The organism is Prochlorococcus marinus str. MIT 0918 (genome assembly GCF_027359415.1).
GTDB lineage: Bacteria > Cyanobacteriota > Cyanobacteriia > PCC-6307 > Cyanobiaceae > Prochlorococcus_E > Prochlorococcus_E marinus_C.
In genome coordinates, this window is sequence record NZ_CP114780.1 from 1,754,616 (window position 1) to 1,775,120 (window position 20,505).

General features: G+C 37.1%; 22 protein-coding genes. 12 read left to right on the forward strand and 10 right to left on the reverse strand.

The window, feature by feature from the left end; genetic code table 11:
* Positions 1-32 precede the first annotated feature (32 nt).
* On the forward strand, positions 33-1,787 hold the full coding sequence (gene ilvB, locus O5636_RS09515) for a biosynthetic-type acetolactate synthase large subunit (RefSeq protein ID WP_269622549.1): 1,755 nt from the start codon (positions 33-35) through the stop codon (positions 1,785-1,787).
* Positions 1,788-1,801: 14 nt separating this feature from the next.
* Positions 1,802-2,209 carry a hypothetical protein gene (locus O5636_RS09520; RefSeq protein ID WP_269622550.1) on the forward strand — a complete coding sequence of 136 codons (408 nt, stop codon included), beginning with the start codon at positions 1,802-1,804 and terminating at the stop codon, positions 2,207-2,209.
* A gap of 7 nt (positions 2,210-2,216) precedes the next feature.
* Here the strand turns inward: O5636_RS09520 and pgeF are convergent, their stop codons facing one another.
* From pgeF to O5636_RS09535, 3 genes are read right to left on the reverse strand one after another with little or no spacing between them, the layout of a single operon-like run.
* The gene (gene pgeF / locus O5636_RS09525; RefSeq protein ID WP_269622551.1) at positions 2,217-3,011 is read right to left on the reverse strand and encodes a peptidoglycan editing factor PgeF; all 795 of its coding nucleotides are present in this window, start codon (positions 3,009-3,011) and stop codon (positions 2,217-2,219) included.
* Positions 3,012-3,057: 46 nt separating this feature from the next.
* Complete coding sequence (locus O5636_RS09530; RefSeq protein ID WP_269622552.1) at positions 3,058-3,957, reverse strand: Tab2/Atab2 family RNA-binding protein; 900 nt, start codon at positions 3,955-3,957, stop codon at positions 3,058-3,060.
* A complete protein-coding gene (locus tag O5636_RS09535) occupies positions 3,957-5,213 on the reverse strand; it encodes a S1 RNA-binding domain-containing protein (protein ID WP_269622553.1) in 1,257 nt (418 codons plus the stop codon). Before O5636_RS09535 ends, O5636_RS09530 begins: the two co-directional genes overlap by 1 nt.
* Before the next feature lie 61 nt (positions 5,214-5,274).
* On the opposite strand from O5636_RS09535, the gene O5636_RS09540 reads away from it, so the two are divergent.
* From O5636_RS09540 to O5636_RS09560, 5 genes are all read left to right on the forward strand, one after another.
* A complete protein-coding gene (locus O5636_RS09540) occupies positions 5,275-6,105 on the forward strand; it encodes a creatininase family protein (protein ID WP_269622554.1) in 831 nt (276 codons plus the stop codon).
* Between the two features lie 88 nt (positions 6,106-6,193).
* Positions 6,194-6,910, forward strand: a complete 717-nt coding sequence (locus tag O5636_RS09545; protein ID WP_269622555.1) for an aldehyde oxygenase (deformylating) — start codon at positions 6,194-6,196, stop codon at positions 6,908-6,910.
* Between the two features lie 136 nt (positions 6,911-7,046).
* Positions 7,047-8,087, forward strand: a complete 1,041-nt coding sequence (locus O5636_RS09550; RefSeq protein ID WP_269622556.1) for a long-chain acyl-[acyl-carrier-protein] reductase — start codon at positions 7,047-7,049, stop codon at positions 8,085-8,087.
* A 21-nt stretch (positions 8,088-8,108) separates the two neighbouring features.
* On the forward strand, positions 8,109-9,098 hold the full coding sequence (locus tag O5636_RS09555) for an acetyl-CoA carboxylase carboxyltransferase subunit alpha (protein ID WP_269622557.1): 990 nt from the start codon (positions 8,109-8,111) through the stop codon (positions 9,096-9,098).
* A gap of 29 nt (positions 9,099-9,127) precedes the next feature.
* Positions 9,128-9,835: an SDR family oxidoreductase gene (locus tag O5636_RS09560; RefSeq protein ID WP_269622558.1), complete on the forward strand. Its 708-nt coding sequence runs from the start codon at positions 9,128-9,130 to the stop codon at positions 9,833-9,835.
* 135 nt (positions 9,836-9,970) lie between these two features.
* On the opposite strand, the gene O5636_RS09565 is transcribed toward O5636_RS09560, so the two are convergent.
* Positions 9,971-10,633 carry a phosphoribosylanthranilate isomerase gene (locus O5636_RS09565; RefSeq protein ID WP_269622559.1) on the reverse strand — a complete coding sequence of 221 codons (663 nt, stop codon included), beginning with the start codon at positions 10,631-10,633 and terminating at the stop codon, positions 9,971-9,973.
* An 80-nt stretch (positions 10,634-10,713) separates the two neighbouring features.
* Here O5636_RS09565 and O5636_RS09570 point away from each other — a divergent pair, with 80 nt between their 5' ends.
* On the forward strand, positions 10,714-11,952 hold the full coding sequence (locus O5636_RS09570) for a site-2 protease family protein (protein WP_269622560.1): 1,239 nt from the start codon (positions 10,714-10,716) through the stop codon (positions 11,950-11,952).
* A 7-nt stretch (positions 11,953-11,959) separates the two neighbouring features.
* Here O5636_RS09570 and O5636_RS09575 read toward each other — a convergent pair whose 3' ends face one another.
* The gene (locus O5636_RS09575; RefSeq protein ID WP_269622561.1) at positions 11,960-12,706 is read right to left on the reverse strand and encodes a lipoyl protein ligase domain-containing protein; all 747 of its coding nucleotides are present in this window, start codon (positions 12,704-12,706) and stop codon (positions 11,960-11,962) included.
* 164 nt (positions 12,707-12,870) lie between these two features.
* Between O5636_RS09575 and psaM the strand changes: the two genes are divergently transcribed.
* The 3 genes from psaM to O5636_RS09590 all read left to right on the forward strand — a co-directional run bounded on the left by psaM (position 12,871) and on the right by O5636_RS09590 (position 14,540).
* Positions 12,871-12,975, forward strand: a complete 105-nt coding sequence (psaM, locus tag O5636_RS09580; RefSeq protein ID WP_269622562.1) for a photosystem I reaction center subunit XII — start codon at positions 12,871-12,873, stop codon at positions 12,973-12,975.
* Positions 12,976-13,037: 62 nt separating this feature from the next.
* Positions 13,038-13,448 carry a hypothetical protein gene (locus O5636_RS09585; protein WP_269622563.1) on the forward strand — a complete coding sequence of 137 codons (411 nt, stop codon included), beginning with the start codon at positions 13,038-13,040 and terminating at the stop codon, positions 13,446-13,448.
* A gap of 72 nt (positions 13,449-13,520) precedes the next feature.
* On the forward strand, positions 13,521-14,540 hold the full coding sequence (locus O5636_RS09590; RefSeq protein ID WP_269622564.1) for a protochlorophyllide reductase: 1,020 nt from the start codon (positions 13,521-13,523) through the stop codon (positions 14,538-14,540).
* Between the two features lie 24 nt (positions 14,541-14,564).
* Here O5636_RS09590 and bchL read toward each other — a convergent pair whose 3' ends face one another.
* From bchL to O5636_RS09610, 4 genes are all read right to left on the reverse strand, one after another.
* Positions 14,565-15,455: a ferredoxin:protochlorophyllide reductase (ATP-dependent) iron-sulfur ATP-binding protein gene (gene bchL, locus O5636_RS09595; RefSeq protein WP_269622565.1), complete on the reverse strand. Its 891-nt coding sequence runs from the start codon at positions 15,453-15,455 to the stop codon at positions 14,565-14,567.
* A 184-nt stretch (positions 15,456-15,639) separates the two neighbouring features.
* Positions 15,640-17,232 carry a ferredoxin:protochlorophyllide reductase (ATP-dependent) subunit B gene (locus tag O5636_RS09600; protein WP_269622566.1) on the reverse strand — a complete coding sequence of 531 codons (1,593 nt, stop codon included), beginning with the start codon at positions 17,230-17,232 and terminating at the stop codon, positions 15,640-15,642.
* A 4-nt stretch (positions 17,233-17,236) separates the two neighbouring features.
* Positions 17,237-18,493, reverse strand: coding sequence for a ferredoxin:protochlorophyllide reductase (ATP-dependent) subunit N (locus O5636_RS09605; protein ID WP_269622567.1), 1,257 nt, complete (start codon positions 18,491-18,493; stop codon positions 17,237-17,239).
* Between the two features lie 154 nt (positions 18,494-18,647).
* The gene (locus tag O5636_RS09610) at positions 18,648-19,019 is read right to left on the reverse strand and encodes a hypothetical protein (RefSeq protein WP_269622568.1); all 372 of its coding nucleotides are present in this window, start codon (positions 19,017-19,019) and stop codon (positions 18,648-18,650) included.
* 98 nt (positions 19,020-19,117) lie between these two features.
* On the opposite strand from O5636_RS09610, the gene O5636_RS09615 reads away from it, so the two are divergent.
* A complete protein-coding gene (locus O5636_RS09615) occupies positions 19,118-19,888 on the forward strand; it encodes a BMC domain-containing protein (protein WP_269622569.1) in 771 nt (256 codons plus the stop codon).
* A 21-nt stretch (positions 19,889-19,909) separates the two neighbouring features.
* Here the strand turns inward: O5636_RS09615 and rdgB are convergent, their stop codons facing one another.
* Positions 19,910-20,500 carry an RdgB/HAM1 family non-canonical purine NTP pyrophosphatase gene (gene rdgB, locus O5636_RS09620; RefSeq protein WP_420063796.1) on the reverse strand — a complete coding sequence of 197 codons (591 nt, stop codon included), beginning with the start codon at positions 20,498-20,500 and terminating at the stop codon, positions 19,910-19,912.
* Positions 20,501-20,505: the final 5 nt, after the last annotated feature.

Consider the following 20,505-nt stretch of genomic DNA (forward strand, 5'->3'; position numbering starts at 1 on the left):
TATTTAATTAGAATATTAAATCTTTCCCTGCCGTGACCCTGTTCTCTTCACCTGCTTTAGGTGATTCAGATCATCAGGAACAAAAACAAACATTAGGGGCTGATGCCCTTATGGACTCTCTTCGGAGACATGGAGTAGATACTGTTTTTGGTTACCCAGGAGGAGCTATTCTCCCAATTTATGATGCTGTTTATAAAGCAGAGAAGGCTGGGTGGTTAAAGCATATTCTTGTAAGACATGAGCAAGGTGGGGCTCATGCAGCTGATGGATTCTCAAGGGCGACAGGGAGAGTTGGGGTTTGTTTTGGTACTTCGGGCCCAGGAGCAACAAACCTTGTTACTGGAATTGCTACTGCGCAAATGGATTCGGTTCCTTTGGTTGTTATTACTGGCCAAGTTCCTCGTCCAGCAATAGGAACTGATGCTTTTCAAGAAACAGATATATTTGGCATTACTCTTCCAATTGTTAAACATTCGTGGGTGGTCAGAGATCCTTCAGAAATAGCATCTGTCATTGCTCAAGCTTTTTTTATAGCTTCTTCTGGTCGACCTGGCCCTGTTTTGGTTGATATACCTAAAGATGTTGGTCAAGAGTACTTTGATTATGACCCAGTTGAACCTGGCTCAATCATCCCTGCAGGATTCAAACCTTCTCCTAAGGCAGACCCTTTAACAATTTTAAATGCATTGAATTTTATAGAAAAAGCAGAAAAACCTCTTTTGTATGTTGGAGGAGGAGTTATTTCTGCTAGTGCGCATGAAAATATATCTGAACTTGCTAAGCGATATAACATTCCTGTAACAACAACTTTAATGGGGAAAGGAGCTTTTGATGAGCGTGATCATTTATCTGTTGGCATGTTGGGAATGCATGGAACTGCATATGCAAATTTTGCGGTAACTGAATGCGATTTATTGCTGGCCATAGGAGCTCGATTTGATGATCGTGTTACAGGGAAGTTAGATACATTTGCTCCTAGAGCTAAAGTTGTTCATTTTGAGGTAGATCCCGCAGAAATAAATAAAAATAGAATTGCTGATGTTGCTGTGCTTGGAGATTTAGGGAAAAACCTAGAAAAATTATTAGAACTATCTCATCAGAAAAAAGTACATATAAAAACTAGTGAATGGTTATCACAAATAGATAAATGGAAGGAGAAATACCCGCTTGTAATTCCTGAAAAGCAAGGCGATATCTTTCCACAAGAAGTTCTATTAGAAGTTAGAGATTTAGCCCCAAATGCTTATGTAACAACTGATGTTGGTCAGCATCAAATGTGGTCGGCACAATATTTAAGGAATGGCCCTCGACATTGGATTAGCAGTGCTGGCTTAGGAACAATGGGTTTTGGTGTGCCTGCAGCTTTGGGAGTCCAAGTCGCTTTGCCAAATGAACAAGTAATTTGCATTGCTGGTGATGCAAGTATTCTTATGAATATTCAGGAATTAGGAACAATTTCTCAATATAAATTAAATACAAAAATAATTATAATTAATAACCATTGGCAAGGAATGGTTAGACAGTGGCAGCAAAGTTTTTATGAAGAGCGTTATTCAGCAACAAACATGTTACATGGTGAGCCTGATTTTGTGGCTTTGGCAAAGGCATTTGGAGTTGGTGGTTGTTTAATTAAAGAACGAAAGTTCTTAAGGGATCAATTACAAGAAGCTTTTGCTCATGATGGACCAATGTTGATAGATGTCCATGTTCGAAGAGATGAGAATTGTTATCCAATGGTTCCTCCTGGTAAGAGTAATGCTCAAATGGTAGGCTTGCCGAAAAATTAGTTTGATTATTTTTTGTGGGTTCAAAAGACGTAACTATTTGTGAATTAATAAGGTTGTTATTCAGTCCAATGAAAAACATTATTCAATTTCTTTTAATTATAAATATTAGTATCTTCTCTTTTCCTTGTATTAGTTCATCTGCAGAGGTTTTACAGGTAACCAATTCATCTCTTCTTCAGATAGGAGATCATAACCGTAATTACACAATAAAAATTGCTTGTTTTAATGTAAACCCCCTAAAAAAAGAAGAGGCTGAAAATTGGCTTAAAAGCTCATTGACTAGAAAAGAAAAAGTTAATCTGCTACCAAGAGGTTCGACTGACGGAGTATTGATTGCAAGAGTGATTAGGATTAGCTCAAACAAGGATATTGGCAAAGAAATGGTAGAATTAGGTTTTGGCAGTTCTGAATGTAGGGTTTAATTATCTTTTATCTTTTACTAGAAGCAATACAACTCCATTGCCTTTCTTTTGTTTGATCTCTTCTCCATGATGAAAAGAATTTAGTTTCGTTAAACGTACAATCATTATTAATACTAATTTGAAAATCCTTTATATGTTCCAAAATCAATTGATTGTATGCAAATGTTCTTATGTCAAGAAGTACTTTGTTCGAACTTTTGTCATTTTGAATACATCCCATTGCAAACATTGATTCCTTTGACTTTTCTTTTGAGAAATTACTTCTTCCCCCAAAATTATTATAAAGACAAGTCATTACATCTAGTTCTACCTGATAATTAGAACCACTAATTGCAGGACCTAAAGCAATTATTAGATCTTTTCTCTTGCATCCAAGTTGTTCTATTTTAATTAAAGCTTCTCTTATTATATTTTTGCTTAAACCTTTCCATCCTGCATGTATTGCAGCTACATTACCTGATTTTTTGTCACCCAATAAAATAGGTATACAATCTGCTGTATAAATCCAAAGTCCTTGGTTATTTTCGTCACTTAGAATGCAATCTGCTTGTATAGGAAAAGGAATATTTGTTTGAGATGCCATGACAATTTCTTTGCCGTGATTTTGAATACAAAAATGAATAGTAGATGATTTATTGACTTCATTCTTTAAATACTTAGGTTCATTATATATTGGTATTCTTGTAAAGAATGCATGATTAAAATTATTTTCTAATAGCAAAAGGGATTGTATATATATTAATTCATTTTTTTTTACCCATCTCCACCCTTTTCTTTCTGTCAATATTTCCCCTTTACTCATTTAGTAGATAAGTTATTTGATAATAATCTATTGATTTTAAATTAAATTAAATTAAATCTTTAAGCATCCAAAAACCAAAGAACTTTTCATCTTCAGGAGATTTTTGTATTGAAATAAATTGAATACCATCTCCATCTTCTTTTCCTTTTTGCAAGCATAGGTTAACTTTTTCAGCATATTGTTTATCCATGTCAGTAACAAGCCATCTTTCCTGTTGACCTGCTTCTAGAACGAGTTGATTGTTTTGAACTAAAAGCTTTACAGGTTCTATCCCACTCAGCCAAGCTGACAATGCTAGTGCTCTGGTTTTACTGAATAATCGTAGGCCTGGGATTGAAATATTTTCGTTTAGAGACTCTTTAATGTGAATTAATGAATTGAATTCCATTGGCCATTGATCTGCTTCACGGAGGCTTCCAATAGGTAGAGAAGAAAAACTCCAAGCATCACCTCTTAGTGGTTCTGGAAGTGGTTCAGGTTGATTGGAAATTTGCGTATAAGAAGAATCAGGTGCTATAGGGCCAGAGATATAGCCTGGTTCATTTGGATATATATCTTTTTCTCTTTGATTCATCCATTCAAGAAGGGAATAGGTCCTCCTGCTTTCAATAACTTCTATGCCGATTTTTTCAGAGGCTTTTTTGATCATTGTTTTCATAGATGATCTCCAGCACCTTAATCTTTTAGGGACTTCCCAGCCTTTGCTTTGAGCCTCTTTCATGGCTTCAACTAATGCTGTGTTTAACCAGATTGAATTAACTTCATTTGCAGGACATTTTTTTTCCCATCGGAAAGTTTCTTCTCCTGAAAAATTCTCTGTACTAGAAATTAGTAATTCCCATCTTTTTTTTCCGTCATTTTCTAAAATCGGTCGAGAATAAAAGTCAAGCTCCCAATCAGCGACTTTCTGACTTATTTTTTTTGGAGTATCAAAGGAAGAGGTCATTATTTAATTGGCAAGTCTTCTTTTGGGTTGAGTAGAGTTTTTACCTTTTTGGCACGCTCTTCTGCTTCTGCAAGAACTTTTTCTTTGTCAATAAGAATTTCTCCAGGTAGACCTTCTAATAGAGCTGTATTTAATCCAATTCTACCTCTGGTCGGATCTAAATCAGTTATTACTGCTTTTACTTCATCGTCTTGATTGAAAACTTCTCTAAGGGATCTAAGACTTCCATTTGTAATCATTGATTGATGAAGTAATCCACTAATACCTCCTATATCAACAAAAAATCCATAAGGTTTGACTGCTAATACTTTTCCTTTTACAAGTTGACCAATTTCTAATTGAGCAAATTTTGCTGCAGTAACAGCTTTTTTTTCAGATAGGATAAGCTTTCGATTATCAGGAGAAACTTCTATGAAGGCTACATCTAATGTTTTGCCTACTAAGGTTTCATGTTTGTCTCCGTCATTCAATTGAGAGCGAGGAATAAAACCTCGAAGACCTTCTATATCGCAGGTTAAGCCTCCACGATTAAAGCCATTTATCTTTACTTGTACGACTTTAGAGTCTTTAGCAAATTGAAGAACTGTTTCCCAGCTTTTTCTAAGGGCCAGTGCTCTACAGCTGATAGTTACCATTCCATCAGCGTTTTGTTCCCTTGTGACCAATACTTCCACTTCAACCCCCTTGGGGAAAAGTTCTTTGAGATTGGTTATTACTCCAAGGCCACATTCGTGTTTAGGCATAAAACCTGGTGCTTTCCCACCAATATCTACATACACCCCATCACTCTCAATTCCAATAACTTTTCCTTTCGCAATTTCACCAGTCATTCCAATAGGCTCGTTCTCATCTAAAGCTGCTAAGAATGCATCTTCGTCAAAATCAAAATCATCTACGCTTCTTTCTAGGAAATTATTTTCAGTGAAACTTGATTGATTGCTTTTGAATTTATTAGAGGTCTCTTGATCAAGAAGGTCTCCCATTGAAAAATTTTCATTTGAATTGTAATCAAATTCATATGAATTTTTCTTTTGATTTGATTCAGATGGTTTTGACGGAGAAACAAGATTTTTTTGAATTTCCGGTGTAGGTAATTCTTCTGTTTTGCTTGCCTGTTTTAAAGCTTTAGGGTCTTTTTGAGGTTGCTTATCTTCTTTGCGACTGATATGCAAAACCTGCAGAGGCTTACGCAGATGAGTCTGCGCTTGATTTGGCGGATTAGGCCTTTTAGGTTCGTGGTTTCCTGATTCGGCCATTGTGGGCCTATTATGGTTATCGGTAATTCATTCTTGCAGGAAAAGTTAAATTATTTAAGGCTTGGAGGGTATTTCTATTAGTTATCATTCACGCAATTTAGCTTATCTTAGTTGGCCAAAAGCTTCTAAGGCTGCATTAAAAAAGGGGGCTACGGTTATTTGGCCTTTTGGAGCATGTGAACAACATGGCCCACATTTACCTTTGATTACAGATACTTTGTTCGCTGAAAAAATTTTATATGAAACTTGCGATCGATTGCCGGATGAGTTGCCTGTTTGGACTTTACCTTCCCAATCAATAGGGTTTTCACCTGAACATCTAGGCTTCTCGGGCACACTTTCCCTTTCAGGAGGATTAATTCTTCAAATTGTTAGTGAGATAGGCCAACAACTTGCTGGGATGGGATTTCAAAGGCTTGTTTTTTTTAACGCTCATGGAGGTCAAATAGGACTTTTACAAGCTATTGCAAGAGAACTTAGGGTTAAGTGTCCTTCAATGGCAGTTTTGCCTTGTTTCTTATGGAGTGGTATCGATGCTGTAGAAGAATTACTTCCTGATAAGGAAGTTGAGCAAGGACTTCATGCTGGCTTGGCTGAAACTAGCCTTATGCTTTCTTTTGAACCTGACCTGGTCGGCATTGAAAGGCCATATGATGGAGATTCCCAATTGTTAGAAGGGAAAGATATTTCTGTCCCAGCTGGCTGGAGTCTTGAAGGAGCAGCTCCATGTGCATGGCTTACAAATGAATTAAGTATTTCAGGAGTTATTGGAGATAGTAGAGAAGCACATCCTTTGCTTGGAGATAAGCTTAGAGAAGTTTTAATTGATCATTGGGCCCAATTGTTTTTGTCTCTAATGGAGAGTAATTGGCCTCCTGTCGAAACTAAATAAAATTAACTAACAATAATTCCTCTGAAAGAACTCACTTTTTTCTTGGTTGTTCTGTAAAGTGCGCGTTAATGTGAATTTTTAAACACTCATGCCAACCCTAGAATCCAAAGAGGTTGCAGTTGCTAATGATTTGAATAGCTTGCCTGACTTCTCTTCTGATAAATATAAAGATGCCTATAGCAGGATTAATGCAATTGTCATTGAAGGAGAGAAGGAGGCTCATGGGAATTATCTTGCAATAGGAGAATTAATACCTGATAAGCAACAGGAGTTGAAGAATTTGGCAGTAATGGAAATGAGACATATGAAAGGCTTTACAGCTTGTGGTAAAAATCTTGGAGTGAAGGCTGACATGCCTTTTGCCGAAGAGTTTTTTGCTCCTTTACATGGGAATTTCCAGAAAGCCTTTAAAGATGAAAATCTCACAACCTGCTTCTTGATACAAGCAATTCTTATTGAAGCTTTTGCTATTTCTGCCTATCACGTATACATCCGAGTCGCAGATCCATTTGCAAAGAAGATTACTGAAAATGTTGTAAAGGATGAGTACCTTCATTTGAATTATGGACAAGAATGGCTAAAAGCCAATTTAGATACTTGTAAAGAAGATTTGATTAAGGCTAATAGAGAAAATCTTCCTCTTATTAAATCCATGCTTGATCAAGTTGCAGATGATGCAAGCTCTTTGCAAATGGATAAAGAAGAATTGATGGAAGAGTTTATGATTGCTTATCAGGATTCTTTGTTGGAAATTGGTCTAGATTCTAGGGAAATAGCTCGTATGGCCCTCGCAGCGCTTGTTTAGCAAAAAGTTTTAAATAGTGCTAACTATTTTTATAAGTGAAAAAATTATTATTAATAATTGCTTTTGATCATTATGGTTTAAGCTATTAAATTCCTGCCAAGTGTTTGTTCAGGACATCATGCTTTTTTGTTAGAAAATGTTTGGATTGATCGGGCACTCAACAAGCTTTACTGATGCCAGGAAAAAGGCTATGGATTTGGGGTTTAATCATATTGCAGAGGGAGATTTAGATGTATGGTGTAGTGCTCCTCCTCAGCTTGTTGAACATTTTGAGGTTGTAAGTGCAATAGGCAAAAAGATTGAAGGAGCTTATATAGACTCCTGCTTTGTCCCAGAAATGTTAGGAAGGTTTAAAACAGCAAGAAGAAAAGTGCTTAATGCAATGGAACTTGCTCAAAAAAAAGGAATAAGTATTACTGCTTTAGGAGGGTTTACATCAATTATATTTGAAAATTTTAATCTCCTACAAAACAAACAAGTTCGCAATACTACTCTTGATTGGGAACGTTTTACTACAGGAAATACTCATACTGCTTGGGTGATATCTCGCCAATTAGAAATTAATGCGCCGTTATTAGGCATTGATCTAAAAAAAGCATCTGTTGCTGTTGTTGGGGCTACTGGTGATATTGGTAGTGCTGTTTGTAGATGGCTAACAGAGAGGACATATGTTAAAGAACTTTTATTGGTTGCAAGACAGCAGCAACCATTGAAGGATCTTCAAAATAATCTCCAAGGAGGAAGAATTCTAAGCTTAGAAGAGGCTCTGCCTGAAGCAGATATAGTTGTATGGGTTGCTAGCATGCCAAAAAACTTGCAAATTGATAAGTCCAAGCTTCGTAATCCATGTTTAATGATTGATGGAGGCTATCCAAAAAACCTTGATGAAAAATTTTCTGGATCAGGTATTCATGTCCTCAAGGGCGGTATTGTTGAGTTCTTCGAAGATATTGGTTGGAATATGATGGAAATAGCTGAAATGGAGAAACCACAGAGACAAATGTTTGCTTGCTTTGCAGAGGCAATGCTTCTGGAATTTGAAAATTGCCATACTAATTTTAGTTGGGGAAGAAATAATATTACGTTGGAAAAAATGGATTTTATAGGTGAGGCATCATTAAGACATGGCTTCACTACACTTGGCCTTAATCCTAATCTTCAGGTATCTTTTGCCTGACTTGTAGCAGCAATTTTTACTATGGCACGTCGTTATCTTTTGGAATTTGAGAAGCCATTAGTTGAGTTGGAAAAACAAATTGATCAGATCAGAGAATTGGCAAGAGATTCTGAGGTTGATGTAAGTCAGCAATTACTTCAATTAGAAACTCTTGCAGCGAGAAGGAGAGAAGAAATCTTTAGAGCATTAACACCCTCTGAAAAAATACAGGTTGCTAGACACCCTCAAAGACCTAGTACACTTGATTTTATTCAAATGTTTTGCGATGACTGGGTAGAGTTACATGGTGATAGGCATAGTAGTGACGATAGTGCTTTGATTGGAGGAATAGCTCGCATTGGTGAAAGAGCTGTAATGCTTATTGGCCAACAAAAAGGTAGAGATACTAAAGAAAATGTTGCTAGGAATTTTGGCATGGCAAAACCTGGAGGCTATAGGAAGGCATTACGTTTAATGAATCATGCGGATAGGTTTAAGCTCCCAATTATCTCTTTTATTGATACCCCAGGTGCTTATGCAGGATTATTAGCAGAGGAACAAGGTCAAGGAGAAGCAATAGCAGTTAATCTTAGAGAAATGTTTCGAATAACTGTTCCAATTATTGCAACTGTTATTGGTGAAGGTGGCTCTGGTGGTGCTTTGGGTATTGGAGTAGCTGACAGATTACTAATGTTTGAACATAGTGTTTACACAGTTGCAAGTCCTGAGGCTTGTGCTTCCATTTTATGGCGTGATGCTTCAAAGGCGCCAGATGCAGCTGCAGCATTAAAGATTACTGGGTCAGACTTAATGAGTTTAGGTATTGTTGATGAGGTTATAAAAGAACCTTCTGGAGGGAATAATTGGGCACCTCTTCAAGCTGGTGAAGCTTTAAAAAAGACCATTTTAAAACATTTAGAAGAACTCTCTGAACTCTCTATTAGCAAATTGAGAGATGATAGATATCAGAAATTTAGGCGAATTGGGAGTTTCATAGAACCAAGTTTTCAAGAAGGCGGTGTGATTAATTAGAATCATCCATAATATTTTCTAATTTTAATTTGCCAACAGCTCTGATTACTGGAGCCTCTAAGGGCATAGGGAGAACAACAGCACGTGTTTTTGCTCATGCTGGTTGGGATCTTTTGTTATTAGCGCGCTCTGAAAGCAACCTGCATTCCTTAACTAAAGAACTATCTGATTCAAAGAATAAGGTTTTTTACCAATGTGTTGATTTGTCTGATGCAACTCAGATCGAGCAAGGAATAAAGGATCTTCTTAGCAATGGACTTTCTCCATCAGTACTAATTAATAATGCTGGAGTTGCATGGACAGGTGAATTGTTGTCAATGCCTCTAGATAGATGGCAATGGCTAATGCAAATTAATTTGACAAGTGTTTTTCAAATTTGTGCAGCAGTTGTTCCCTCGATGAGGGAAAATGGTGGATTAGTTATTAATGTAAGTAGCCATGCTGCAAGGAATCAGTTTCCAGAATGGGGTGCTTATTGTGTAAGTAAAGCAGCATTGGAGAGCTTTACTAAATGCCTTGCTTTGGAAGAGAGGCAAAATCAAATTAGGGCTTGTACTCTTACCCTAGGATCTGTGAATAGTGATCTTTGGGATGCTGATTGTGTTCATAGTGATTTTGATCGTAAAGCAATGCTCTCTGTTGATGATGTTGCCTTTAACCTTCTACACTTGGCTCAGCAGCCTGTTTCGCAAATTATTAATGATATAACTTTAATGCCATCTGCAGGTGCTTTCTAAATTGGATGGTAAACTCTAAAATTAATTGTTGATTAAGAATCAAAATTGACATCACAATAGATATAATCTTCTAGAAGAGTTTGCATCACTTATTGAACAATTCTATAAACTTTTAGTAAATAAGATATAGCTCTTTTAAATAAGGTTATTTACAGCTTTTAATAGATCTTTAACTTTCTGAATATCTTTTATCCCTGGATGTGTTTCTAACTTGCTAGAAGCATCTATCCCAAAAGGGTTTAGTTCTAATAATACTTCTGATATCCATTCAGCAGAGATTCCACCTGCAAGCCACCAAGGTATTTGGAAATTAGCACTACTTAAAAATTCAATAGGTATTATTTGCCCTGTCCCTCCTAAATTAACTCTACTCCAGCTATCAAGAAGAATTGAATCTACTGAGTCTTGAAAAGCTTGGGCTTTTAAAACATCACTTTGTTGACGTATTCGAAAAGATTTCCAAAACTCAATTTGAGGTAATCTTTTTTTTAGTTTAATACATTTTTCTCTAGATTCATTGCCATGCAGTTGTATGACAGAGGGGGAACCAATACCTTCTATGCCTTGAATGATTTCATCTAGGCCTAAATCTGCAATTACCCATACTCTGTCAACTCCAGGCGCATGTTGAGTTAATTCACTAAATAGCTTACGCCTGTCTACTTCTTGTAAAAATCTAGGTGAGCTTTTAACACCTATTACGCCAATTGCATTTACTCCTATGGATGCTATCTCAAGAGCTTGCTTTACTTGGGTGATTCCACAGATTTTAACTGCTGTCGGCGCTTTAGCATTCATGATTAATCAATTGAGTATTGCTTTTATAGGATTAGAGCTGACTTGAGTCATTTTAAGATGCTTCTTTAGGAGGAGAAAATTTGGCCAGTGTTGAGTTGATCAGAATAAAAGGAATCCCTTTAAGGGTTCATTCAAGTTGGTTTTTTATTCTTAGTCTTTTTGCTGTGGCTTCTCAAGGACAGTTTGCCAGAGTTTTTGAAGGACAATTCCCTATGTGGCAAAGTTGGTGTATTGGCTTTTTGGGCTCACTTTGTTTGTTTCTATCTGTTCTTCTTCATGAATTAGGTCATTTTTTTATGGCTTTGAAAGAAGGAGTCAAGGTCTATGAAATTACTTTGTTTTTGTTAGGTGGAATTACAAAAGTCGATAAGGAATATTCGACTCCAATGGCTGAATTAAGGGTTGCTGTGGCTGGTCCTCTAGTGAGTCTTTTTTTAAGTGTTTTGTTTTTAGGGATTGTCTTTTTTAGTTCAGATTTAAATCCAATTTTATCTAACTTATTTACTCAAATAGGAAGTATAAATTTGGGTTTGGCTGTTTTAAATTTAATGCCTGGAGTCCCTTTGGATGGTTCATTGATCCTAAAGTCTTTAGTTTGGTATTTCACTGGAAGTCAACAAAAAGGTCAAAAGGCAGCAAATGCGACTACTCGTGTTTTATCTTTTCTAGGAATACTTTTAGGAATTTTAGTTGCTTTTTCAGGAGTTGTTTTTTTCGGCCTTTGGTTAATAATAATTAGTTGGTTTGGCTTTACTTCTTCACAGTCTCAAGACCAAATAATTGTTTTGCAGGAAGCTTTAATTGAGTTGAGAGTTAAAGATGCATCTCGTAAACGTTTTCGAGTGCTAGAGCAAGATCAATCTTTAAGGGCACTTAGTGAGTTGAAATTAAAGTCATCTCAACAAGATGAGGTAACTGAATGGGTGCTTTTATGTAGTTCTGGAAGATGGGTTGGGTACATTACTGGAGACCCATTGAAGGATTTAGAAGTTCAATATTGGAATGATCATTTGTTATCTGATTACAAAAAACCTTTATCTGATTTACCTTCTATTAGTGAGAAAAGCCCGCTTTGGGAAGCAGTTATAGAAATAGAGAGATCTAAAGAACAGAAGTTATTGGTTTTCAATCTTGCTGGGTTGCCGAGTGGGACAGTAGATAAAGTTGATATCTCGGAGCTTATACTTAGAAAAATTGGTTTGAACCTTCCAAAGGCATTTTTAGAAACAGCCCGTAAAAAAAATATATATCCATTAGGAATTTCTTTATTGAAGATTGTTGAAGGAATGATTGCTAAAGGCCTTGTTGTAAAAAAGTAAAATTAGATTATTTTTTTAAATAAGATTTAGAACTCGCAGTGATTTTGGTTAATTCTTCAGCAGTAAAACTATTTTTTGTCCATTTAACGTTTGGCCAATTTAATACCAATGCATTAATTAATAATTTTTCTAGCCCAACTCTTGGGATTTTGTTTGGAGCTGCTGTTGGGGGATCTGTGAGAAATATTTCTTTCCATAATTGTTTAGGAGGATCTAAAAGAATTTCCCCATGCTGTAGAACATGACCTTGTTTCCATAATTGCGCGCTACCAATTCGTTTAATTCCTTTTTCATCAATTAAATCAGCAGCACTTGATGTTGAGAAGCAGTTTTTTGAAGAATTCAACAGATTTTGATTTCCAAACTTTAGAGGAAAACCTAGGTTGGTAAAACAATTGATTAACCATTGACTAGCCTCTATATATGATTTATGTCTTTTTCTTGGTGGAGACTTCCATGCCAATGAGTAAGTAAGTCCTCCTCCATGAAGTACTCCAGTCCCACCAGTGGGTCTTCGAACGATTTTTAATTTCTTCTCATTATTTAAATCGATCCATTCCTTAGGTATTTTATTTTGATTATGACCGATGGAAAGCCATATCCCCTGCCATGTGTAAAACCTTACTGTCATTTGCATCTCATCATTTCTATGAATAAGTTTTTCAAGCATCATTACATCAGCAGCCATTTGCTCTGGTCCACTTAAAGCCACTGAATTTATAATTTCTCCATTTATTTTGGGCCCGATAAACAATGTTTAAATTCCTTTGATTAGATTGGTTTATTAATTTGAATTTTACCCCCTATAACAATTCTCAGAAATGAAGAAAATGCATTAATCCATGACAGGGTTTTGCAAACATCCCCATTTTTGCCTAATTAAGTTGAAAATATATAAAGTTCAGGTTTGATTTTCTTATGGAAACCACAAGCACTATTGATCTTGCAGGCCTTTGTTTGGTAGTGGTTATGCATGCAGGTATCTTGGCTTTGCGGTTGGGAATTAGTTTAGGGAAAGCTTGAATAGTTTTTTATTGGCAATTCTCTGCTATTTGCGATAAAAACCAAGTAAATTGCTTTAGTTTTTGTTGCAACCCCAGATAAAGCCTAGTAACTGTGACTTTAAGAGTCGCAGATATCGTAGAAGGCTTAGTCAAAAACAAGTTAATCACTCAAATACAGCTACTTCCACTCTGGCTGCATCTTTTCAAGTGGAAGAAGAGCAGAGAGAGTATGCTTATAGTTCCATAGCAGTTTCAATTAAGTTCGGACTACTTTTAATTTGTATTGCCAGTTCTTTTAAGTTAGGGCTAGCCTCTCATCACCGTATTAAGAGGAATATAGAAATTTCTCATGTTCTTAGTTCGGAGACTCAAAAACTTGAAAGATTGTATTTAAGATTTGATAATTTGTTTGCAATAGGTGGTAGAGATAGATTAATGGAAGAACAAGACCAGTGGATTCAGCCCAATAGCAGAAGAATTATTTGGCGTTGAAAATTAATTTTAAAGTTTCTTTGATTTTCTTTGTTTCCATAGTTGACTAAAGAAGTTATTAATGAATTGGATATGTCTTCATTTCAATCAGCTCCAGGAACAGTATTAATTACTGGAACTACTTCTGGGGTTGGATTATACGCAACCAAGGCTTTGATAGATCTTGGTTGGAAGGTCATAACAGCAAATAGGTCACCTGCAAGAGCTGAAGAGGCTGCTCTGAAATTAGGTCTACCTTTTAGGTCTCCCAATCAGTTGCAACATATATCTATAGACCTTTCTGATTTGGATAGTGTGCGTTTAGGCGCTAAGACTGTTTTGGATCTACTTGAAGACCCTTTGGATGCTTTGGTATGTAATGCAGCTGTTTATATGCCTCGATTATCAAAACCCCGAAGATCACCTCAGGGATATGAGCTTTCAATGGCAACTAACCATTTCGGACATTTTCTTCTCATCCATCTCCTACTGGAAAACCTTAGTAAATCAAAACGTCCTGTTTGGAAGGGACGCACATGGGGAGTTGAATCTTCAAGGTTAGTGATGCTAGGAACAGTGACAGCTAATTACAAGGAGCTTGGAGGGAAAATTCCCATTCCAGCCCCAGCTGATTTGGGAGATTTGACAGGTTTTAAAGAAGGTTTTCTTGATCCCATATCTATGGCCAGCGGAAAACGTTTCAAACCAGGTAAGGCATATAAAGATAGTAAGCTCTGCAATATGATTACCATTCAAGAATTGCATAGGAGATTCAATGACTCTTCTGTTGTCTTTAGTTCTCTTTATCCTGGTTGTGTTGCAAATACAAAGCTATTTAGAAATACTCCAAAGATCTTTCAATGGCTTTTCCCTTTATTCCAGAGATTTATAACTGGTGGCTTTGTTAGTCAGTCTTTGGCTGGTAAACGTGTGGCTCAAGTTGTTTCTAATCCAGAGTTTGGAGTATCTGGAGTTCATTGGAGTTGGGGAAATAGACAGAAGAAAAATGGTGAGCAATTCTCTCAAAAATTATCTGAAAGGATAACTGATCCCGTAACAGCAAATAATGTTTGGGAACTTTCGATGAAACTTGCAGACGTAAACATCAAATAAATAAAAGGAATTACAGATTAACCCTTAGTCAAAACCAAGCAGATCAAAAATCTCTCTATCTTTTAAGGGCTCTGCTTCTAATGGTTCTACATTATCAATCATTTTTTTTGCGAGTGATAGGTATTCATTCTGAACTTCTTTTACACCTTCTTCTTCAGGATCCATTTCGAAAATAGTGCATTTTTTAAGCCTTGAGCGTCGAATTGCATCTACGTTACGAAAATGGGCCATGGTTTTTAAACCTGTCTTTTCATTAAACTTTTCTATTTGATCTAAACCAGCAGAACGGTTTGCAATTACCCCACCTAAACGAACTTTGTAGTTTTTAGCTTTAGCATTGATTGCTGCAACTATTCGATTCATTGCAAAAATTGAATCAAAATCATTTGCGGTAACAATTAAACAATAGTTTGCATGTTGCAAAGGCGCAGCAAAGCCTCCACAGACAACATCTCCTAAAACATCAAATATAACTACATCAGTATCTTCAAGAAGATGATGCTCTTTTAAGAGCTTCACAGTTTGGCCAGTTACATATCCTCCGCATCCTGTTCCCGCTGGTGGACCTCCACTCTCAACACATTGCACACCATTAAACCCTTCAAACATAAAGTCTTGAGGACGAAGCTCTTCACTGTGAAAATCAACTTCTTCAAGAATATCTATAACAGTTGGCACCATTTTATGAGTGAGAGTAAAGGTGCTGTCATGCTTTGGATCGCAGCCTATTTGAAGGACTTTTTTTCCTAGCTTTGAAAAGGCGGCAGATAGATTGGAAGATGTCGTTGATTTCCCAATACCCCCTTTGCCATAAACGGCAATAACTAGTGCACCCTCTTCTATATTGACTTTGGGATCTAGTTTAACTTGAACACTGCCTTCACCATCAGGGCGATTAGCTATGGTTGTAGTCATTAATTCCTCTTGCTAATACAGATAGTTATTTATACATTCAAGCAGGAATATCATTACTTAGTAAATATTTAGTTAATTAGATACAAGTAGTTTTTATTAGAGTTTTGATACCTACACATTTCATACGGTTGGCTAGGAAATAGGCCTAAATACTCATAACAAATTATTCCTTTTGGTACATAATTTATGCTCCGAAATGAGCCTTTGCGTCTAATAAGGTTTCTCCGTTAATTTCTCTACAGCCAGACTGACGCGCATACTTTTCAGTATTTCTTCTAACCTTTCCTCTAACAAAGAATGGAATTTTTGCTAATTCTGATTCACCTTCAGTAGTCCAATTAATGCTGTTCTCGGAAGGCGACTGATTATTTGAAATTTGTGTAGTTTCCTTGAATGATTCTTCCGGGGTTGATTTATGACCTCCTAAATGTCCCAAATGACTTTGGTGACCGTCTGTAAATTCAAAGTCATGACGGAACATTCCAATTAGATGTTCTTCAAGACCCATCATTAAAGGGTGAACCCAATCGTCAAAAATTACATTTGCACCTTCCCAACCCATTTGAGGGCTATAGCGGGCAGGTACATCTTGAACATGCATAGGTGTACTAATTACTGCACACGGTATTCCAAGTCTCTTGGCGCTATGGCGTTCCATTTGTGTTCCTAGAACTAGCTCTGGTGCACATTCTTTTATTGATTCTTCAACTTCCAAATAGTCGTTGGTAATTAAGGCTTCTAAACCAAGATCTTTAGCTTCAGCCCTAACTTTTCTTGCCATTTCACGACTATAAGTACCCATCCCTACAACTTCAAATCCTAATTCTTCTTTGGCAATTCTTGCTGCAGCAATAACATGAGTGCCATCTCCAAAAATAAAAACCCTTTTCCCTGTTAAGTAATTGGAATCTACTGATTTTGAATACCAAGGAAGTTTCGATTGATCTCCCTTTTTAATTGAGCTGGATATTTCCATTCCCAATATCCTATGAAGTTCTTCAAGAAAATCTTGTGTTGCTTTTACTCCTATAGGAACTATTTTTGTGAATGGTGTCTTGAAACTTCTTTCAAGCCAAAGACATGTTGATTCTGCAATCTCAGGGTATAAACAGACATTTGCATCAGCCTTTGGCAGTCTCATCAAATCATTAGGAGAAGCTCCTAAAGGTGCAATTACATTAATGTCAATCCCAAGCTCGCCAAGAATTTTTTGTATTTCTAAGACATCATCTCTACATCTAAAGCCTAATAAGGATGGACCCAATAAATTCACCCTTGGTCTTCTTCCTTCTTCTTGCCAAGATAGTTTAGTGTTTTCAGATGAATCTTCTGCTTTTTCTTTTAATAAGCCTCTAATCAATTGATAGAAAGTTTCAGCAGCTCCCCAGTTTTCTTTTTTACTGTATGCGGGGAGTTCTAAACTTATAATCGGTATTTTGAGCCCCATTCCTTTTGCTAAAGAACCTGGTTGATCTTGAATTAATTCAGCAGTGCAGCTTTCTCCAACAAGAAGAGCTTCAGGTCTAAATCTTTCCACAGCTTCAGTAATATGTCCTTTGACTAACTCTGCTGTATCTCCACCCAGATCCCTCGCTTGAAAAGTTGTATATGTAACAGGAGGCCTAGTACCTCTACGTTCAATCATTGTGAAAAGAAGATCTGCATAAGTGTCCCCTTGAGGAGCATGCAAAACGTAATGAAGTCCTTTCATTGAAGATGCGATTCTCATAGCACCTATATGAGGTGGCCCTTCATAGGTCCAAAGTGTTAGTTCCATTGGTTTAAACAGTTTCTAGGGTTTTATTGCTAAGGAGATTTTGACGATGTAATGGCCTGGCGAATAGTTCAGCAAGATCAGAGGCTTGGTCAATACCATGAATAGGGCTGAAAACCATTTCAATAGACCATTTAGTTGAAATGCCTTCTGCTTCTAAAGGGTTAGCAAGTCCCATCCCACATACAACTAAATCGGGATGATTTGCTCTTACTCGATCTAATTGCTTCTCTACATGTTGTCCTTCAACAATTCGAGTGTTTTGAGGGAGAAGCTCTAACTCTGGTTTCATCATTTCCCTATTTAGATAAGGAATCCCAACTTCTATTAATTCCATTCCACATTCATTATTTAGAAAACGTGCAAGAGGAATTTCAAGTTGTGATTCTGGTAAAAGAAATAGTTTTTTCCCTGAAAGTTTTTCTACATATGGCTTTAAAGCTTTACGAGCTCTTATTATTAGGGGTTCTAATGTTGCATTAACTAGAGTTTTATCAATATTGAATGCATTAGCAGCAGCTTCTATCCATAACTTGCTGCCTTCTATTCCTAGAGGGAAGGGAGCTGTAAGTATTTCAGCTCCTCTGTTCTTTAACTCTCTAGCTGTATCTGTTAAATATGGTTGAGCCAATAAAACTTTTGTTCCTGGACCTATAGAAGGAAGTTGGGTAGATTCTCTTGGAGGAAAGCTCTCGACATTTTGTAAACCTAATCTATTGAAGATTGTTTTTAATCGATCTTCAACAGGGTTGGCTAATGTTCCAACGAGTAGCAATTGTTCTGACTTACTAGCTGGTAAAAGTGGAACTAGTGCTTTTAAAGCCCCATCTTCTCCTTGAGTAAAAGTTGTTTCAATACCACTGCCTGAATAATTTAAAACTCTTACTTGCCCTTGGAATTGAGCGTTGAGCCTTTCTGCTGCTCGTGATAGATCAATCTTGATCACTTCACTTGGACAAGATCCAACAAGGAAAAGGGTGCGAATCTCAGGGCGCCTTTTTAACAGGTTTTTAACTACTCTGTCTAATTCCTCATGAGCATCGGCTAGACCAGCCAGATCTCTTTCTTCAAGAATTGCTGTTCCAAATCTAGGCTCCGCGAAGATCATTACTCCTGCGGCGCTCTGTATAAGATGTGCGCAAGTTCTGGAACCAACTACAAGGAAGAATGCATCTGGCATGCGCCTATGCAACCAAACAATTGAAGTAAGGCCGCAAAATACTTCCCTAGGACCAGTTTCTTTTAGCAGCGTTGAGCCGCCCATATTTAAATTTAAGTTCTATCTTTAACTTGCATCTATTAATCAAAAGATGCAATTACTATCAGAAAAAATTCGGAATTCAATATATATATTGTTGCTTTTCTTTTAAAATGATGGATTTATGCCCAACTTCATTAAAAAAAATAAAACTAATCATTTAGTTCCGCCAATATGAAGAATCTTGCTCGTTAGAGCGAGAAAGTTTCCAAACATTTCTACTTATTCTTCGGGCTGTCAATCCTCCTCGTGTTGTTTTTGAAGACCCTGGTCGCGCACCTAGTAGATGACTTGCTTCATTAGTACTTAACGGAGCACCAGTTTCTATTGCTAAGGCTATCAACTCTAGACGTTGTTGAAGAGCGTGTAAATCAAACTTCTCTTCATTGTCTTCAATTAGTCTTAATCTTGGAGAGCCATCTTTAGATATTTTCTGCATCATTCCAAGCCCTACTAAGCCAAGAGCTTGCTCAGGGTTTAAATTGCTTGGTATGGCTTGAGAGTCATTAATATTCTTTTGAGAAGCTGACATCTTTTTGTACATATTTTCTTTGAAGGTATCGGTTCAAATTTAAGCTTGCAAGACTTTTTATTACCTAAAAAGACAATCTTTCCGGTAGTATCTCTCGCATGAAAGGTCTCACTGGTTTTAACAATGGTGAGCGACGGCCCTCTGGGGGTCCGCTTGTAACAGGATCTGAGGTTGGCCCTCAGGGGGGAGCAAGCTGCGTTATTACTACTGATTCTGAAAAATCACTTGTATCACGACAGGCTAGCCATGTTCAACAAATTGAGTTAAGAACTTACGTATTTTTAGATTCATTGCAGCCTCAGCTTGCTGCATATATGGGGACAGCGAGTCAAGGTTTTTTGCCTATTCCTGGCGATGCTTGTTTGTGGATGGAAGTCTCTCCTGGAATGGCTGTGCATAGGGTTACTGATATTGCTTTGAAGGCTAGTAATGTCAGGCTAGGACAGATGGTCGTAGAGAGAGCTTTTGGTTCTTTAGCCCTTTATCATCGTGATCAAAGTACTGTTCTCCATTCTGGAGATGTTGTACTTGATGCTATTGGAAGTAGCGTAAGTAGACGTACTAAGCCAGAAGTTAGTTGGACAGAAGTAATTCGTTCAATTACTCCAGACCATGCAGTTTTGATTAACCGTCAAAACCGTAGAGGATCAATGATTCAATCTGGTATGAGTATGTTTATCCTTGAAACTGAACCTGCTGGTTATGTTTTAATGGCGGCAAATGAAGCTGAAAAAGCTTCAAACATTACTGTTGTTGACGTGAAAGGCGTTGGAGCCTTTGGTCGCTTGACTCTTGCAGGTAGAGAAGGAGATGTTGAAGAGGCCGCTGCCGCCGCAATGAGATCAATTGATTACATCAATCGGCAGTAATTACTTAACAGTGCTCTTTTGTTAATTAAGACCTAACTCGTTTAGAAGGTAAGGAGCCATTGCCCTAGCTGCTTTGCCTCTGCTGCCAAGTCTTGTTAATTGTTCTTTGTTAAGTTCTCCATAGGTACAGTTTGCTTCTCTTACCCAAAAGATTGATTCAAACTCTCCGTTTGAATATGCAGGTTTTTTTAGTAACTCTCCCCAACAAATCCCTTCGGAATCATGAATATGATTACCTTCTGGGTCACAAAGAACCATAACGCTACAGAATCTTGCACTTCGATAGGGATTATCGCCTAGTTCTTGAAGTATTTTTTTCAACTTCTCTTCATTTGTTTTTGCAAAGCGAGCAGAATAAATCCCTGGAGCGCCACTTAGAGCATCAACTTCTAAACCAGAGTCATCAGCAATTGTCCATGTATGTGTTAACTGAGCTGTTGCTTTGGCTTTGATTAGGGCATTTTCTAGATATGTTGTGCCAGTTTCTTCAATTTCAAAAGAGCTGGGCTGTCTTTGAACATTAATTGGTAAAGGACCTAGCATCGACTCTATTTCTGCAACCTTCTTTGGGTTGCCACTAGCAATAGTTATTAGTTGGGGATTATTCAAAATATGTA

What these genes read in the sequence shown, in the direction of transcription:
- O5636_RS09605 (WP_269622567.1), bottom strand. Translation starts at nt 18,493, where the DNA reads ATGGGCGGCTCAACGCTGCTAAAAGAAACTGGTCCTAGGGAAGTATTT.
- O5636_RS09535 (WP_269622553.1), bottom strand. Translation starts at nt 5,213, where the DNA reads ATGGCCGAATCAGGAAACCACGAACCTAAAAGGCCTAATCCGCCAAAT.
- O5636_RS09545 (WP_269622555.1), top strand. Translation starts at nt 6,194, where the DNA reads ATGCCAACCCTAGAATCCAAAGAGGTTGCAGTTGCTAATGATTTGAAT.
- O5636_RS09590 (WP_269622564.1), top strand. Translation starts at nt 13,521, where the DNA reads ATGTCTTCATTTCAATCAGCTCCAGGAACAGTATTAATTACTGGAACT.
- O5636_RS09555 (WP_269622557.1), top strand. Translation starts at nt 8,109, where the DNA reads ATGGCACGTCGTTATCTTTTGGAATTTGAGAAGCCATTAGTTGAGTTG.
- bchL (WP_269622565.1), bottom strand. Translation starts at nt 15,455, where the DNA reads ATGACTACAACCATAGCTAATCGCCCTGATGGTGAAGGCAGTGTTCAA.
- psaM (WP_269622562.1), top strand. Translation starts at nt 12,871, where the DNA reads ATGGAAACCACAAGCACTATTGATCTTGCAGGCCTTTGTTTGGTAGTG.
- O5636_RS09600 (WP_269622566.1), bottom strand. Translation starts at nt 17,232, where the DNA reads ATGGAACTAACACTTTGGACCTATGAAGGGCCACCTCATATAGGTGCT.
- O5636_RS09550 (WP_269622556.1), top strand. Translation starts at nt 7,047, where the DNA reads ATGTTTGGATTGATCGGGCACTCAACAAGCTTTACTGATGCCAGGAAA.
- O5636_RS09615 (WP_269622569.1), top strand. Translation starts at nt 19,118, where the DNA reads ATGAAAGGTCTCACTGGTTTTAACAATGGTGAGCGACGGCCCTCTGGG.
- pgeF (WP_269622551.1), bottom strand. Translation starts at nt 3,011, where the DNA reads ATGAGTAAAGGGGAAATATTGACAGAAAGAAAAGGGTGGAGATGGGTA.
- O5636_RS09610 (WP_269622568.1), bottom strand. Translation starts at nt 19,019, where the DNA reads ATGTCAGCTTCTCAAAAGAATATTAATGACTCTCAAGCCATACCAAGC.
- O5636_RS09565 (WP_269622559.1), bottom strand. Translation starts at nt 10,633, where the DNA reads ATGAATGCTAAAGCGCCGACAGCAGTTAAAATCTGTGGAATCACCCAA.
- O5636_RS09530 (WP_269622552.1), bottom strand. Translation starts at nt 3,957, where the DNA reads ATGACCTCTTCCTTTGATACTCCAAAAAAAATAAGTCAGAAAGTCGCT.